Source organism: Thauera phenylacetica B4P (genome assembly GCF_000310225.1).
GTDB lineage: Bacteria > Pseudomonadota > Gammaproteobacteria > Burkholderiales > Rhodocyclaceae > Thauera > Thauera phenylacetica.
The window spans coordinates 1-14,644 of sequence record NZ_AMXF01000095.1 but is presented as its reverse complement, the minus strand read 5'-3'; the positions used below and the strand labels follow the sequence as shown (position 1 = coordinate 14,644).

Annotated in this window: 10 protein-coding genes; 5 read left to right on the top strand and 5 right to left on the bottom strand. The window is 68.5% G+C overall.

Annotated features, from left to right (window positions below):
- Positions 1-162: pyruvate dehydrogenase E1 component-related protein (locus C667_RS26915; protein WP_004365121.1), on the bottom strand; the 162-nt coding region annotated here is incomplete at its 3' end.
- Between the two features lie 267 nt (positions 163-429).
- Here C667_RS26915 and C667_RS12890 point away from each other — a divergent pair.
- The gene (locus C667_RS12890) at positions 430-1,299 is read left to right on the top strand and encodes an FCD domain-containing protein (protein WP_004365117.1); all 870 of its coding nucleotides are present in this window, start codon (positions 430-432) and stop codon (positions 1,297-1,299) included.
- Between the two features lie 21 nt (positions 1,300-1,320).
- Here the strand turns inward: C667_RS12890 and C667_RS12885 are convergent, their stop codons facing one another.
- Complete coding sequence (locus C667_RS12885) at positions 1,321-2,292, bottom strand: ketopantoate reductase family protein (RefSeq protein ID WP_004365115.1); 972 nt, start codon at positions 2,290-2,292, stop codon at positions 1,321-1,323.
- Positions 2,293-2,554: 262 nt separating this feature from the next.
- Here C667_RS12885 and C667_RS12880 point away from each other — a divergent pair, with 262 nt between their 5' ends.
- Positions 2,555-3,754, top strand: coding sequence for a porin (locus C667_RS12880; RefSeq protein ID WP_004365114.1), 1,200 nt, complete (start codon positions 2,555-2,557; stop codon positions 3,752-3,754).
- Positions 3,755-3,831: 77 nt separating this feature from the next.
- Here C667_RS12880 and C667_RS12875 read toward each other — a convergent pair whose 3' ends face one another.
- Positions 3,832-5,157, bottom strand: coding sequence for a toll/interleukin-1 receptor domain-containing protein (locus C667_RS12875; RefSeq protein WP_083881321.1), 1,326 nt, complete (start codon positions 5,155-5,157; stop codon positions 3,832-3,834).
- 3 nt (positions 5,158-5,160) lie between these two features.
- Positions 5,161-6,804, bottom strand: a complete 1,644-nt coding sequence (locus tag C667_RS12870) for a hypothetical protein (protein WP_004365111.1) — start codon at positions 6,802-6,804, stop codon at positions 5,161-5,163.
- 306 nt (positions 6,805-7,110) lie between these two features.
- Between C667_RS12870 and exaC the strand changes: the two genes are divergently transcribed.
- From exaC to C667_RS12855, 3 genes are all read left to right on the top strand, one after another.
- A complete protein-coding gene (exaC, locus tag C667_RS12865) occupies positions 7,111-8,631 on the top strand; it encodes an acetaldehyde dehydrogenase ExaC (protein WP_004365110.1) in 1,521 nt (506 codons plus the stop codon).
- A gap of 90 nt (positions 8,632-8,721) precedes the next feature.
- Positions 8,722-9,102: a DUF779 domain-containing protein gene (locus tag C667_RS12860; RefSeq protein ID WP_004365109.1), complete on the top strand. Its 381-nt coding sequence runs from the start codon at positions 8,722-8,724 to the stop codon at positions 9,100-9,102.
- 191 nt (positions 9,103-9,293) lie between these two features.
- Positions 9,294-11,369: a sigma-54-dependent Fis family transcriptional regulator gene (locus C667_RS12855; protein ID WP_004365108.1), complete on the top strand. Its 2,076-nt coding sequence runs from the start codon at positions 9,294-9,296 to the stop codon at positions 11,367-11,369.
- 813 nt (positions 11,370-12,182) lie between these two features.
- On the opposite strand, the gene C667_RS12850 is transcribed toward C667_RS12855, so the two are convergent.
- Complete coding sequence (locus tag C667_RS12850; RefSeq protein ID WP_004365106.1) at positions 12,183-14,420, bottom strand: TonB-dependent receptor family protein; 2,238 nt, start codon at positions 14,418-14,420, stop codon at positions 12,183-12,185.
- Positions 14,421-14,644 lie beyond the last annotated feature (224 nt).

The window sequence follows — 14,644 nt, the reverse complement described above, 5'->3', positions numbered from 1 at the left end:
CGTCGCCGAGTAGGGGATGTTCACCCCTTCCTGGCGCGCCGTCGCGATCAGGGTCTCGATCAGGTAGTGGGCGCGCTCGGGGCCGACGTTTTCGACTACGCCGGCCAGCGCCTCGGTCCATTCAGTCGTCTCACGGACATCGATATCCCCTTGCATGCTCATGTCGCCTCCTCCGGTTGGTTTTCGCTTCCGCGTCCCGCAGCCTCGCAAATGAGGTCCCTGCGGGAGCGCTCGACGTTTGGCTAGCCTGGTTTTTCTGGTCGGCCGGGATCTTTGGCCTGCTTGGTCTGACCAAGAAGGTTTTATCATAGTATTCTCTCGGTCTATCAGCTCGCAAGTGCTATCCCTGCCACGGAAGGACGGCGGCGATGGACGTAGAATGCGCGGCGCACTCCGGGGCGATCGAGCACGTGTCGGGGCGCTTCGGAAATGTCGGACCCCAAGGAGATCGCGATCATGTCGACCGGCCCATCCTTCAGTGCAGTCGTGCAGCCCAGGCGTCCGCGCTTGTCCGACACCATTGCCGAGCAGATCGAGGGGCTCATCGCGAACGGAGCGCTCAAGCCTGGTGACAGCCTGCCGCCCGAACGCGATCTTTCCAAACAGCTCGATGTGTCCCGCCCCTCCCTGCGCGAGGCCTTGCTCGTCCTCGAGAGTCGTGGCCTGCTGCAGGCGCGCCGCGGTGGCGGCTACTGCGTGACCGACGTGACCGGTCCAGTGATCACCGACCCGCTGGTGCACCTGCTCCAACGACATCCGTCGACGGTCGACGACGTCCTGGAGCTGCGTCACGGCATCGAGTGCATCGCCGCCCAGTTCGCGGCCCTTCGTGCCACGGATGCGGACATCAAGAAGCTGAACGGGCTGGTGACCCGCATGCGCAAACGCAAGGGCGAGTTCGACGCCCTCGAGGATGCCGACCGCGACGTGGATTTCCACATGGCCGTGGCCGAGGCTTCGCACAACATCGCCCTGCTGCATGTAACGCGCGGGATCTTCAATCTGATGCGCATCAACATGTTGCGCGCGCGCGAAGCGCTCTACCACCAGCAGGGCAACGTCGGGCTGCTCGACGAACAGCATGCGGAGATCGTCAAGGCGATCGCTGCGCGGGATCCGGCTGCAGCGCGAAAGGCGGCGAACCTGCACTTGAGCTTCGTGCAGGCGAGCTTGCGCGAGGTGGCCATGTCGGACACGGTCAAGCCCGGGGCGCGCAGTAAGCGGGTGAGGGGGCGCCAGGCGGAGGACGGGGGGGCGGGTCTCGACGCCGGGAGCCCGTCCGACCCGCTCGCGCCTTGATCCGGTGCGATCCGCCCGCGCTCAGGGTTCCAGCGCGTGCACGAGGGTATGCACCGCCCGATGGGTGGGAAGCTCGATCGCGTGGTCCGCAGCCATGCGCAGCAGGGCGCCGGTGATCGCGTCGATCTCCGTGCGCCGGCCGGCGAGCACGTCCTGAAGCATGCTCGCCCGGTTGGCCGCGGTGGCACGGGCGACCGCATGCACGCGGGCGAGCGCGGCCGCCTCGTCGAGGTCGAGCCCTTGCGCGCGCAATACCGGCAGGGCCTCGCGCACGAGGGTGTCGAGCAGCACGCGATGCGGCCGATCGAGCAGCGCGCCGTTGGGCACGCGGAACAGCGCCGCGAGCGGATTGATGGCGACGTTGACGAGCAGCTTTGCGAGCCGGGCATGCGCGATGCCGGGCTCGACGCGGGCACGCAGCCCGGCGCGGACGAAGAGCTCGGCGACCGCCTCGAAACCGGGAGGCACCAGGGTCTCGCCCGCCCCCGAGGGATGTACCCGGTCGCCCTCGTCCCCGCGCTCGCGATAGGCGCCTTCGGTAGTGATGCCCTGTTCGACCTGTCGCGCCGTGCAGTGCGCGCGCAGCAACTCCCCGGTCAGCCCGTTCTGCAGCGATAGCACGCCGAGCGGGCGCATGCGGCTGGCGGTTGCCGCCGCCGCCGCGGTGTCGCCCGCCTTTACCAGCACGATCACCCAGTCCGCCTCCGGGGCCTGCTCCGGCCCGAAGGCTTGCGGCCGAAAACGTCGCCCATCCACCTCGACGCCTGCACGCAGCCGCGCAGCCGACGCCTCGTCGCGCGCGATCAGCGCGATCGGAACGACGCCTTCGAGGCGGGCTGCGAAGTGCAGGCCCAGTGCGCCGGGGCCGATGAGGGCGAGCGGGAAGCGGCCCGATGCCGCGCACGCGGCTTCGGTGCGGCCGGCCGAGGGGGGCGTGCTCGGGGCAGACGTCGATGGGGGTGGCGCGGTCGGCGGGGCGGGGGACTCTCTCATCGAAGCGGCAATCCTGTCGAGGGGTGTGCGAAGCGGAATGAGGCGGGGTGCCCGTGGTCGGCGATTGCTCCAGTGGCGCCGTTCCGAAGCAGTGCGGGCAGGGATTGTGGAGCATCCGGAGCGGACTGTGCGGCCGTACTGCGCTTGAATGCCAAGATCGGGGCGTTTTTCGGGGTGTGGCACAGCTGCTTGCGCAGCCCGTTCTCGATCCGTCCGCCACGCGGACGAGTCGACGGCATCCACACCATCCGAGGGGACCTCCATGCAAAACAAGCTTTCCAGCCACCGCCACGCCCGATCCGCCACCACCGCCGTGCTGCCGGCGGCGCTCTCGGCCGCGCTGCTCGCGCTCGCCGCCACTCCGGCCCAGGCGATCGGCTTCTCCCAGGGCGACGCGACGCTCGACATCAACGGCACGGTCAACGGCTTCTATTCCCACCGCAGCGAGGAGCGTGCTGGCGTCAAGACCACCGACTCCGCGCTGACCAACGGCCTGCTGCCGGGCTGGATCAACTTCGTGTTCACGACCAAGGTCGAGGGGCTGGACATCAAGGCCCACGTCGGCTTCGCGCCCGGGATCAACGACAAGTCGGACGTCGTCGGCCTGCCCAGCGACCCGAGCTGTGGCGGCGGCACCGGCTGCGACAGCCCCTTCACCCAGATCGACACGCGCAACCTGTACTTCCAGTTCGGCAACACCGAGTGGGGAACGGTGAAGCTCGGGCGCGACATCGGGCTGTTCGGGCAGAAGATCATCCTGTCCGACATGACCCTGCTCGGGCTCGGCGGCAACAGCTACGCATCGACGCCCTTCAACACCACCTTCGGCATGATCGGCCACGGCTACATGTACACCGGCTTCCAGCCGCAGATCACCTATACCACGCCGGCCTTCGGCGGCTTCTCGGCCTCGGCGGGCATCTTCGACCCCAACAAGTTCGCTGGCGACGAGACCAAGGACCCCGGCTTCCAGGCGATGGCGAACTACGACTGGACGTCGGGTGCGGCAAAGGGCTCGGTGTGGGCGGGAGCGGTCCACCAGCGCACCAGCGGCGCGGGCAGCTTCAACGCCAGCGGCTTCGAGCTGGGTGCGAAGATCGGCATCGGCGCCTTCGAGGCCGTCGCCTACGGCTTCGACGCGAGCGGGCTGGGCCTGTCGACGGTCGGCGCGCTCTACCTCTCGCCCTTCGGCAAGACTGACGGCAAGGGCTACTTCGTGCAGGGCACCTACACCGTGGGCAAGACCAAGTTCGGTCTCAATTTCGGCGAGAACCGCGACAGCGGCGGTACCTTGGCGGACACCAACAAGTTCCGTTCGGCCACGGCGGGGGTCTATCACAGCCTCAACAAGTACATCACCCTGGTGGGCGAATACAACCAGGAGAAGGGCGACGGCGCCGACCTCTTCGCGGGCGACCTGAAGACGCGGACCATCTCGGTGGGCGGCATCCTGATGTTCTGAGGCTAGGACGCAGGGTTCGGGAATTGCGGGGCGGCACGACGCGGGCGCGCCGCCCTTCGATGGTTCCGCGCGGGACATCAAACGTCGCGAATCTGCAGCAACTTTCGTGCTGCCGTGGAGATCCGCTCCGCGCTGTCGGGCCTGTCGGCATCTATCCACTGCAGTGGTAGCAGCAACATCGCGAGACCGTCCGTCAGCGAGGTCTCGCCCAGGCGGATGCACAGCAGGGGTTTCTCGAGGGCATCGGCGAAGCGGAGCTCTCGCCGCACGATCCTGGAGGCCGCCGCGGCAGGGCTGAGCACGAGGACAAAGAGCGAGCAGTTGCGGATCTGCCCTTCGAGCACGGCGTTCCAGTCCTCGCCACCGTCGATACTCGTGTCATGCCAGGTTTCAATCCCGCTGCTGTCGAGGATCCCGCGCACGGCGAGCATTCTGGCCGTGTCGACATGCGCGTAGCTGATGAAGGCGTAGCGGCGCCCGGTCACCATCGGGCGGGCGGGTTGGAGCGATGGCAGATCGTCGTCGAGCGCGAGCAGTTCGAAGCAGGTTTCCTGGTCGACTGCGTGCGAGGCGACGTAGCTCGCGTCGGCGGCGCAAGTATCGTCGAACGAGCACGCCAGGGTCAGGTTGTCGGTGCAGCGGCCCATGGAAAAGATCACTTCGGGGCCCGCGTCGAACCCGGGATAGCATCTTCGGAACAGGGTCTCCGCGCCTTTGCGAAGCGCGGCGGCGGCGGTTTCGCTGTCGGCCAGAAGGAACTCCTCGCTCAGCCAGCGGCCGTATCGTGCGCGCTCGACGAGTCCATGCTGTTGTTGCAGGACTTGGGAAGATAGCGCCGGGAGGCGGTCTTGGCGGTCCCTGTTGAGCAGGATCTCGCGCAGTTGCGCCGGCGCTGGATGGAAGCCGTAGAGATTGACCTGATAGCCATGTGCTGCATCGTCCAGATCAGCCGTCCGCGGGCCTGCTGCGGCGACATGCGCCCAGGTTGCGGCGGCGCGGAACGGACAGGTGATCCAGGTGTCTCCGAAGCGGTAGCGCGGGCTGCCGACGAGCGCGTGCAGCGACGGACTGCTCCCCACGATCGGATCGAAGTCCGCCGCGCTGGTCGGAACGCGTACGTTTCCCTTCCGCCGGCCGACAGTCTCTAGGGTGGCCCAGCCGGCTTCGAGCCTGGAGGCGGCCGCCACCGGCACGATGCACTGATAGGTGAGGACCACGCCCGTGGCGGGAGCGAATACCACCCGCTTGGACAGGGTGACCCGATCGACGAGGGTCAGCGTCTCGAGGACCCGATTCATGGTGTTCCGGGTTTCGGGATCCCATTCCGACGCAGGACCAGGTGCGAGGGTCAGCGCGCCTTGGACCCACTCTTCGTCATCCGCCTGAAGACGTTCGAGCCACATGATTCAGGATTTGCGGAAGAAGCGACGGCGCGAGCCGTTCCCGGCCGAGGGGGGCGCCTCCATCAACTTCTGGCGCGATTCGCGGACGATGCTGAAATCGACTTCCTGGTCTATTTCCCGTTCCCGCAGCAGGTCCTTGACGAGGCTGCTCAGGTGCGCGTGGGTGGCTTCGAGCAGGAAGTTCGCGTCGGTGATGTCGTACTCGTTGATCTGGTGGTACTGCGTCTCGATGCCCACGAGTTCCACCTTCAGCCCGTCACCGTCCCGGTAACCCTTGTGGAGCGCACGGTCCTTCCAGGACAGTAGATTGACGTGCGCGTCCCAGCCGACGAACAGGTCCCGGCCATAGCGATCGATGCGCACGAAAACGATGGCGCGCCGCAAGGTCAGCGCCAGTTGCTGGCGTTCGACCTTGTCTTCCGCGCCGCTGTACCAGATGTTCTCCCGTCTGATCGAAATCGGCTCGCTCGCGTCGGACAACCTGTCCGCGAGCATCGTCTCGAACCGTTCCAGCACGACATCCCGTTGCCCGCCCAGATCGCGGACGACCGTCTGCCACGAATCCAGTCCCCGCAGGTCGCGTGGTGGACGTGGCGGGCAGGCCGCCACGATGCGGTAGGTCGGTGGCGGGACATGGAATCGCCGGTATGCCACGTAGCCACCCAGTCCGACCAGTATCGTCATGGCCGGCGCGGCGCCGAACGCCATCGAGGTGATCACCAAGCCCGCAAGCAGCCCGGTCAGCTTTAGCGTCCCTCGCAACGAGGTCATGAACGGAGCTTCCAAAAGGGCGATCCGCTGCTTCTCGCGTGTCAATTGCCAAGGCATCTCGCGCGCCCGTGCCCCGGTCCAGCGGAACGGCGATGACGCTCCGCCCAGGCAGGCTGCCATGAGCGCGATCTGGTCCGGTCCGAACTCGTATGCGGAGGTGATGCGCCGGCGCCGTCCCAACTGGTCGATCTCGAAGTCGACGAGAACCGGGATCGTTCCGAACGGTTGGGGCTTGAAATCCATCACGAGGTTGCTCAGGAAGCTTCCACGTTCGTCGCGTATCACGCAGTCCACCCGCAACCATGGAACGCTGACTGCGTCTGCGTCGACGTAGATGCGGAACTTCGTGTTCCTTTCGCCCAGTTCTCTCTCGAGCGCTTCTGCGATGCGCCTGCACTGGCGTCTCGCCTCGCCGATCTCGCTGCCATCGCCCGGCTGCACATCCGGGCTCATCGCCCTCCAGACCAGGTCCCTGATCGTATCGGTCGTGGCGGGCCCTTTCTTGCCCCGAAGATAAAGGGCGAGGACCACACCGCCGATCACGAGCCAGAGGAGCATCGTGTCCGGATCCAGGCCGAAACGGTTGGGCAGGAAATAAAGCGACCACGCTGCCGACTCAAGGGCTTGCCAGAGTCCTGCCGGCAACGAATCGTCGACGGGAAGGGGATCGTTGTCCTCGGCGGTGTCGTTGGTGACGCCCGCCCGGACTTCTGCCGGCACGCCGGCGCAATCCGTTCCGTCGGTGTCGGTGGCGCACAGCAGCGGTTCATCGCAGGCGCCATCGCGCGCATAGCCGCAACTGTCGTCCGCGTATCCTTGGGAGAGGCCGAGAAGTACCCCTCCGACCAGGAGCAGAGCTTTCGTCAGACGAGTCATTCTCGATCCCTCCGGAGAGGATTCATGTCTTCGGTATAGCAGAGCACGATGCGTTGGCCAGTTCATCGTCGATGTGCCCTGCGGGGCAGTCCGCATCGACGGCGGTGCGCGCCACCGTTCGTGGAGCACCTGGAGCAAATGGAGCAGTCCGGATTTGCTCCGAATGCCCCACGGAGCGTCCGGGGCGTCCGTTTGAAAAACGCTAAGTCGTTGTTGAGAAAGGAGGAGGCTGTCTGGCACGGGGGCTGCAGGGTGGGTGTGTGGCGAAACCGCCCGCAATCGAAACCACACCAGGAGACAGAGACCATGTTGTATGCACTGCCCGGCCAGGCCGACGCCAAGCTCCAGTACAAGACCCGCTACGACAACTTCATCGGTGGCCAGTGGGTGGCCCCGGTCAAGGGCCAGTATTTCGACGTGGTCACGCCGATCACCGGCCAAAAGTACACCGAGGCCGCGCGCTCCACCGCCGAGGACATCGAGCTCGCGCTCGACGCCGCGCACGCCGCCTTCCCCAAGTGGGGCAAGGCCGACGCCACCACCCGTTCCAATGTCCTGCTCAAGATCGCCGACCGCCTCGAGGCCAACCTCGAGCTGCTCGCCTACGCCGAGACTGTCGATAACGGCAAGCCGATCCGCGAGACGCTCAACGCCGACATCCCGCTCGCCGTCGACCACTTCCGCTACTTCGCCGGCTGCCTGCGTTCGCAGGAAGGCGGCATCTCGGAGATCGACGAGAACACCATGGCCTATCACATCCACGAGCCGCTGGGCGTGGTCGGCCAGATCATCCCGTGGAACTTCCCCATCCTGATGGCGGCGTGGAAGCTGGCGCCGGCGCTGGGTGCGGGCAACTGCGTGGTGCTCAAGCCCGCCGAGTCGACCCCGATCTCGATCCTGGTGCTGATGGAGCTGATCGCCGACCTGCTGCCGCCGGGCGTGCTCAACATCGTCAATGGCTACGGCCGCGAGGCCGGCATGCCGCTCGCCACCAGCAAGCGCATCGCCAAGATCGCCTTCACCGGCTCCACCTCCACCGGCCGCGTGATCGCCCAGGCCGCCGCCAACAACCTGATCCCGGCCACGCTCGAGCTGGGCGGCAAGTCGCCCAACGTCTTCTTCGCCGACGTCATGGACAAGGACGACGCCTTCCTCGACAAGGCGATCGAGGGCCTGGTGCTGTTCGCCTTCAACCAGGGCGAGGTGTGCACCTGCCCGAGCCGTGCGCTGATCCAGGAATCGATCTACGACCGCTTCATCGAGCGCGCGGTGAAGCGCGTCGCCGCGATCAAGCAGGGCAGCCCGCTCGACACCGACACCATGATGGGCGCGCAGGCCTCCGCCGAGCAGATGAGCAAGATCCAGTCGTATCTGCAGCTCGGCAAGGAAGAGGGCGCCCAGGTGCTGATCGGCGGCGCGCGCGCCCAGCTCGACGGCGACCTGGCCGACGGCTATTACATCCAGCCGACGCTGTTCAAGGGCCACAACAAGATGCGCATCTTCCAGGAGGAGATCTTCGGGCCGGTGCTCGCAGTGACCACCTTCAAGGATGAGGCCGAGGCCCTGGCGATCGCCAACGACACCCTGTACGGCCTGGGCGCCGGCGTGTGGAGCCGCAACGGCAACGTCGCCTACCGCATGGGCCGCGCCATCCAGGCCGGGCGCGTGTGGACCAACTGCTACCACGCCTACCCGGCGCACGCCGCCTTCGGCGGCTACAAGGAGTCGGGCATCGGCCGCGAGAACCACAAGGTCATGCTCGACCACTACCAGCAGACCAAGAACCTGCTGGTGAGCTACAGCGAGAACAAGCTCGGCTTCTTCTGATCAAGGCGTTCTCCCTCCCTCGCCCGCGTTGCGGGCGACCTTGCCGGGGGCGGGCGACCGCCCCCGTTTTTCATCCTGGAGGTTCATGACATGGTCGAACGCGTCACGGCCACCCCGGCGGCGCTCGCGCTGATCGAGCAGATCAAGGCCGAGCATGGCCCGGACCTGATCTTCCACCAGTCCGGTGGCTGCTGCGACAACAGCGCCGCCAACTGCTACCTGCCCACCGACCTCACCATCGGGCCCTACGACGTGCATCTGGGCGAGATCGGCGGCGTGCCCTTCTACATCAGCGCCTCGCAGTACGAATACTGGAAGCACACCCAGCTCATCATCGACGTGGTCGAGGGCCAGGGCGGCACCTTCTCGCTCGAAGGCGGCACCGGCAAGGCCTTCCACACGCGCTCGCGGCTGTACGACGACACCGAGATGGCGGCGGTGGAGGCGGAGGATCGCGCCCTCGGGCGATAGGAATTCTTGATCGTCGGCATTTTCTTCGCCGCCGCACGCCTCCGGTGTCACGCTTGCGGCATGATGCTGGCTTCAGTCGTTGGACGAGACGGCCGCGATCCGACCCCCGGAGCGGCCGGGACAACGGCGGAAGAGCCCGGGCGCGGCGTCCATGACGCGAGCGCACCACGGCCGCAGGTGGAGAGGAGACGATGGTCGATAACACGGTGCGTGCCGCGCAGGCGGCGGTGGTCGAGTCGCTGCGCAGGCAGTTTTCCTCGTCCGGACAAGTGCCCGACGCGGGCCTGCCGATTCCGGTGCTGCGCTCGTGGGCGCGCTGCCAGCGCCTCGGGCTGGACATGGGCGAGCGCGTGCGTCCGCCCAGCACGACGCGCGGCGACCTGATGGTGGCGCGCGAGCGCAGCGCGGCCTTGCTCGCGCACGCCAGCGGCGTCATGGAGCACCTGCACGAACAGATCCGCTCCTCGGGCAGCATGGTGCTGCTCGCCGACGCCAGCGGCATGATCCTGCACGGCATCGGCGATCCCGCCTTCGTCGACCGCGCCAGCCGGGTGGTGCTGCAGGCCGGCGCGAACTGGAGCGAATGCGAGCGCGGCACGAACGCGATCGGCGCCTCCCTGATCGAGCGCGCGCCGGTCGAGGTGCTCGGCGCCGAGCACTACCTCGACTGCAACGGCGTGCTCACCTGCAGCGCGGCGCCGATCTTCGACTGGCGCGGCGAGCTCCTCGGCGCGCTCGACATCTCGGGCGACCACCGCAGCCACCAGCCCCATACCCTCGGGCTCGCGCGCATGGGGGTGCGCCTGGTCGAGCGCCGCTTGTTCGAGAGCGAACATGCGCGCCACGCGCTGCTCTCCTTCCACCCGCGCCCCGAGGGCGTCGGCTGCTTGCAGGAAGGCCTGCTGGCCATCGACCCGGACGGCGAGATCGTCGCCGCCGACCGCCAGGCGCGTGCGCTGCTGGGCGTCGATGAGCGCCGTGTTGCGGGCCTGGGGAATTTCTCCAACCTGTTCCGCGGTGGCTTCGGCACGCTGATCGGGCGCGCGGCGCGCGATCCGGCGGCCCTGGTCGAGCTCGAGCTGCGCTCGGGGGCGCGGGTTCATGTGCGCGTGCGGGTGAGCCCGGCCTGGCAGGCCGGTGCCCAGGCGGCTCCAGCCAGCGCGGCCCGCGTCGTCGCCACCCCCGACCCCTCGCGCTCGGCGCGCGGGCGTGTCACGCTCGAGGCCCTGTCTACCGGCGATCCCGCGCTGCAGTTCGCGCTCGACCGCTGCGCGCGCATCGTCGGGCGCAACATCCCGATCCTGATCCAGGGCGAATCCGGCTCCGGCAAGGAGCTGCTCGCGCGCGCCTGCCACAACAGCGGCCCGCGCGCCGACGGTCCCTTCGTCGCGGTCAACTGCGCGGCCATCCCCGAGAACCTGATCGAGTCCGAGCTCTTCGGCTACGTCGGCGGCGCCTTCACCGGCGCGCGCAAGGAGGGGGCGGTCGGCCGCATCCAGCAGGCCCACGGCGGCACGCTCTTCCTCGACGAGATCGGCGACATGCCGCTGGCGATGCAGGCGCGGCTGCTGCGCGTGCTGCAGGAGCGCTGCGTGCAGCCGGTGGGGGCGGGCAGCGCCGTGCCGGTCGACATCGCCCTGCTGTGCGCGACCCACCGCCAGCTCGGCGAGCAGGTCAAGGCCGGGCGTTTCCGCGAGGACCTGTACTACCGGGTCAACGGCCTGAGCGTGCAGCTGCCGCCGCTGCGCGCGCGCAGCGACCTGCAGCGCATCGTGCGCCGCCTGCTCGACGGCAGCAGCCATCATCCCGCGCCGACCGGCGTCGAGGCCGCGCCCGAGACCATGGCGATCCTCGCGGCCTACCCCTGGCCGGGCAACATCCGCCAGTTGCAGAACGTGCTCGAGGTCGCGCTCGCGCTGCTCGACGAGGGCGAGACGCGCATCCTGCCGCTGCATCTGCCCGAAGAGGTGCTGCAGGCGGCCGGGGAGGCATCGCCGTACTCGACGGCGTCGCACTCGGTGCCGCCGCGCTCGGGATCGCTGCACTCCGTATCGTCCCTCTCCCCACTGCCGCTCTCCGAGCGCGAGGCGCGCCCAGCGCGACTCGCCGACGACCCCGACCTGCTCCCGCTGCGGCGCGCCCGCGCGCTCGACGACGACGCCATCCGCGCCGCGATCGCCCGCTTCGACGGCAACCTCTCCGCCGCCGCCCGCCACCTCGGCGTCGCGCGCAACACGCTCTACAGGAGGATGGGACGCCCGTTCTGACGCGCACCTCACCCCAAGACGCACGTCGCCGTTCCATCCGCAACAAGAGCCCCCGCCCGCGCCGGTTTCTGTAGGAGCGCCGGCAGGCGCGAAAGCGGCGCTCGGTCACCCGACGTGCATCCCTTCCCCCGCGGCCTTGTTCGCGCCTGCCGGCGCTCCTACAAAGGCCCCCGACCCGCGCCGGTTTCTGTAGGAGCGCCGGCAGGCGCGAAAGCGGCGCTCGGTCATCCGACGCGCGTCCCTTCCCCCGCGGCCTTGTTCGCGCCTGCCGGCGCTCATACAAAAGCTCCCGACCCGCGCCGTTTATGTAGGAGCACAGGCAGGCGCGCAGGCGGCCGCAGCCCTCATCCCTCGCCTCGCAGACCGAACCGCCCCATTCGCGGCTGCCGCCGCTCCTACAGCCCCCCCGGAGGCGCGCCGGTTTATGTAGGAGCGCCGGCAGGCGCGAAAGCGGCGCCGACCGAAAGCGACGCGCGCCGATGACCCGACCGCCGTGTTCGCAGCTGCCGCAGCTCCTACAGCGCGGCCGGGACGCGCGACGGTTTGTGTAGGAGCGCCGGCAGGCGCGAAAGCGGCGCCGACCGAAAGCGACGCGCGCCGATGACCCGACCGCCGTGTTCGCAGCTGCCGCAGCTCCTACAGCGCGGCCGGGACGCGCGACGGTTTGTGTCGGGACGCGGCCGGGACGCGCGCCGGTTTCTGTAGGAGCGCCGGCAGGCGCGAAGGCGGCGCTCGGTCACCCGACGCGCGTCCCTTTCCCCGCGGCTTTGTTCGCGCCTGCCGGCGCTCCTACAAGAGCCCCCGCTGCCGCGCTCAGAACCGGTAGCTCGCGCTCACGCCGGCATACACGCTGCGCTCGGGGCCGGGTTCGTAATAGCGGCCATTGCTGTCGCCGACCACGACCGAGCCCACGTGCTTGCGATCGAAGACGTTGTCCACCCGGAGTAGTTGCCCGAAGGTCCAGGGCCCCTGGCGCTGCTCGGCGCTCAGGCGCAGGTTGAACAGGGTGTAGGCCGGTGCTCTCGGCTTGTCGTTGAGGTCGTTGACGTACACCTTGCCGCGATACAGCGCCTCTCCGGCGAGCTCGAGCCCGGCGAGCGGCTTCCAGGCGAGCTCGGCGTAGGCGGTGAGCGCCGGGATCCCGGGGATGCGGTTTCCCGCGGGGATCTGTGTGACGTTTCCGCGACTGCGCGTTTCGAAGCCCTCGTCGTACTCGGCGGTCATCCAGGTCAGCGCCGCGCGCGCGCTCCAGTCGCGTGCGAGTTCCGACTCGGCGGCGATCTCGACGCCCTCGCGCGAGGTCTCCGTCGCATTCATGTAGCTGGTGCGGCCGCCGAGCGAGTCGGCGACGACGATCTCGTTCTTCGTGCGAATCGAGAACAGCGCCAGATTGACCCGGGTGTTGTCGGTCACGAAGGTCTTGATGCCGATCTCGGCCTGCTTGCTGCGCGACGGTTGAAGTCCGAAGTTGAAGCCGCTCTGCGGCGTCTGGTAGGCGATCTCCCCCAGCGTAGGGGTCTCGAAGCCGGTGCCGAGGCTGGCGTAGAGATTGGTGGCCTCACTCAGCGCATAGGTGACGCCCAGCGTCGGCGTGGTCCGGCTGTACTCGAGCCTGCCGCTGTCGTCCGGGTTGCCGGTGACGATGTAGTGGTCCTCGACCTTGAAGCGGACCTTGGTGTGGCGCACCCCCGCCGACCACTGCCACGGACCCTGGGCGAAGGTGAGTTGCGCGTAGGGTGCGAGGCTGGTGACGGTGTTGATCTCGTCCCGACGCTGCATGCCTTTCACGCCGAGCAGCTGGCCAGCCGGGACGAGCGCGATGAAGTTCTCATAGCCTCGGCGATCGTCCTCGGAGCGGTCGTAGTCCAGGCCGGCGGTGACCGTCAGGCGGCCCCCGGCGAGGTCGCTGTGGTCGATCCAGCGCGCTCCCATGCCGTAGAAGTCGCGATCGAAGTCGATGACGCCACCGGCATGGCGCGGGCTTCCCTGAACGTCGAAGGGAATGGACTGGTATTGCGTGACGCTCCGCCGCCCGGTGTAGGCGGTCAGTTCGAGGCGGTCTTCGCCGAAGCGGCGTTCATACGTCGCGCCGCCCTGCAGGTGATGGATGCTCTTGCGCGTGTTGTACGCCAGCGCTTCGGGCTCGACGCTGCGCGGGTCGAGCTGATAGCGATCCCAGGTGAGGCCCAGCGGATCCTCCGTCTCCGGCTGCCGCAGCCCGTTCGCCACCAGGGTCAGCGTGCTGTCCTCGTCCGGGTTCAGCGTCAGCTTGGCGAAGCCCTGGTCGCGGCGGGTCTTGCTGTGGTCGCGGTAGCCGTCGGTGTCGAAGCGCGAGGCGTCGAGCACGAAGCCGACGCCATTCTTCTCTCCCTCGGCGCCGATGCCGAACTTGGTCGTGCCCCAGCTGCCGCCGAGCACGCTGGCGCGCACGCGCGGATCGCCCTCGCCCTTGCGCGAGAAGAGCTGGATGACGCCGCCGGCGTGGTTGCCATACACGGTGGCGAAGGGGCCGCGCATCACCTCGATGCGCTCGGCGGTGTCGAGGTTGAAGGTGGCCGCCTGGCCCTGGCCGTCCGGGTTGGTGGCCGGGATGCCGTCTGCGATGAGCTTGACGCCGCGCACGCCGAAGGCCGCACGCGCGCCGAAGCCGCGCACCGAGATCTGCAGGTCCTGGGCATAGTTCTGGCGGTTCTGGATCACCAGGCCGGGCACGCCGGCGAGCGCCTCGGAGGCGTTCACGCCGAGGTTGCCGGCCTGGTTGGCGCGTAGGTCGACCGAATCGACCGAGTAGGGCAGCTCGAAGCTCTCGGTGGCGGTGGGCGCGCCGGTGACCACGACCGGGTTGAGGGCCACCGCTTCCGCATCCGTCGGCGCGCCCTGCTGCGCGCCGGCGAGGCAGGCGAAGCCGGCCAGCGCGCCGGGAACGCCGAGGCGGAGCAGGGCGGCGAGCCTCTTCGCGCGCGGGAGGGCGTGGTCGGTGTTGGCGGTTTTCCTGGGGGCGACGACAGGGCCCTTGGGGGCGGCGGGGACTGCGCGATGTTCGGCTTTCACGGTCGGACTCCTCGGCGGGCGTGATTTTCCGAAGGATTTTCGCTGAACACCGTCGGTGCCCGCCTCGACGGCAGCGCCAGTGCCATCTACAGAAAATCATGAGTCCGGAGCCCGGCGCCCGGCGCCCGGCGCCCGGAGCCCGGAGCCTGGAGCCCGCGGCCGCAGGGGGCGTGCGCATGGCTAGCGGCGCAAGCCCGGCCCGAGGTGCCGGCGCCGGGCCGGCC

Excerpts from the sequence above, each read along its gene's own strand:
- C667_RS12890 (WP_004365117.1), top strand. The coding sequence starts at position 430 with ATGTCGGACCCCAAGGAGATCGCGATCATGTCGACCGGCCCATCCTTC.
- C667_RS12885 (WP_004365115.1), bottom strand. The coding sequence starts at position 2,292 with ATGAGAGAGTCCCCCGCCCCGCCGACCGCGCCACCCCCATCGACGTCT.
- C667_RS12880 (WP_004365114.1), top strand. The coding sequence starts at position 2,555 with ATGCAAAACAAGCTTTCCAGCCACCGCCACGCCCGATCCGCCACCACC.
- C667_RS12875 (WP_083881321.1), bottom strand. The coding sequence starts at position 5,157 with ATGTGGCTCGAACGTCTTCAGGCGGATGACGAAGAGTGGGTCCAAGGC.
- C667_RS12870 (WP_004365111.1), bottom strand. The coding sequence starts at position 6,804 with ATGACTCGTCTGACGAAAGCTCTGCTCCTGGTCGGAGGGGTACTTCTC.
- exaC (WP_004365110.1), top strand. The coding sequence starts at position 7,111 with ATGTTGTATGCACTGCCCGGCCAGGCCGACGCCAAGCTCCAGTACAAG.
- C667_RS12860 (WP_004365109.1), top strand. The coding sequence starts at position 8,722 with ATGGTCGAACGCGTCACGGCCACCCCGGCGGCGCTCGCGCTGATCGAG.
- C667_RS12855 (WP_004365108.1), top strand. The coding sequence starts at position 9,294 with ATGGTCGATAACACGGTGCGTGCCGCGCAGGCGGCGGTGGTCGAGTCG.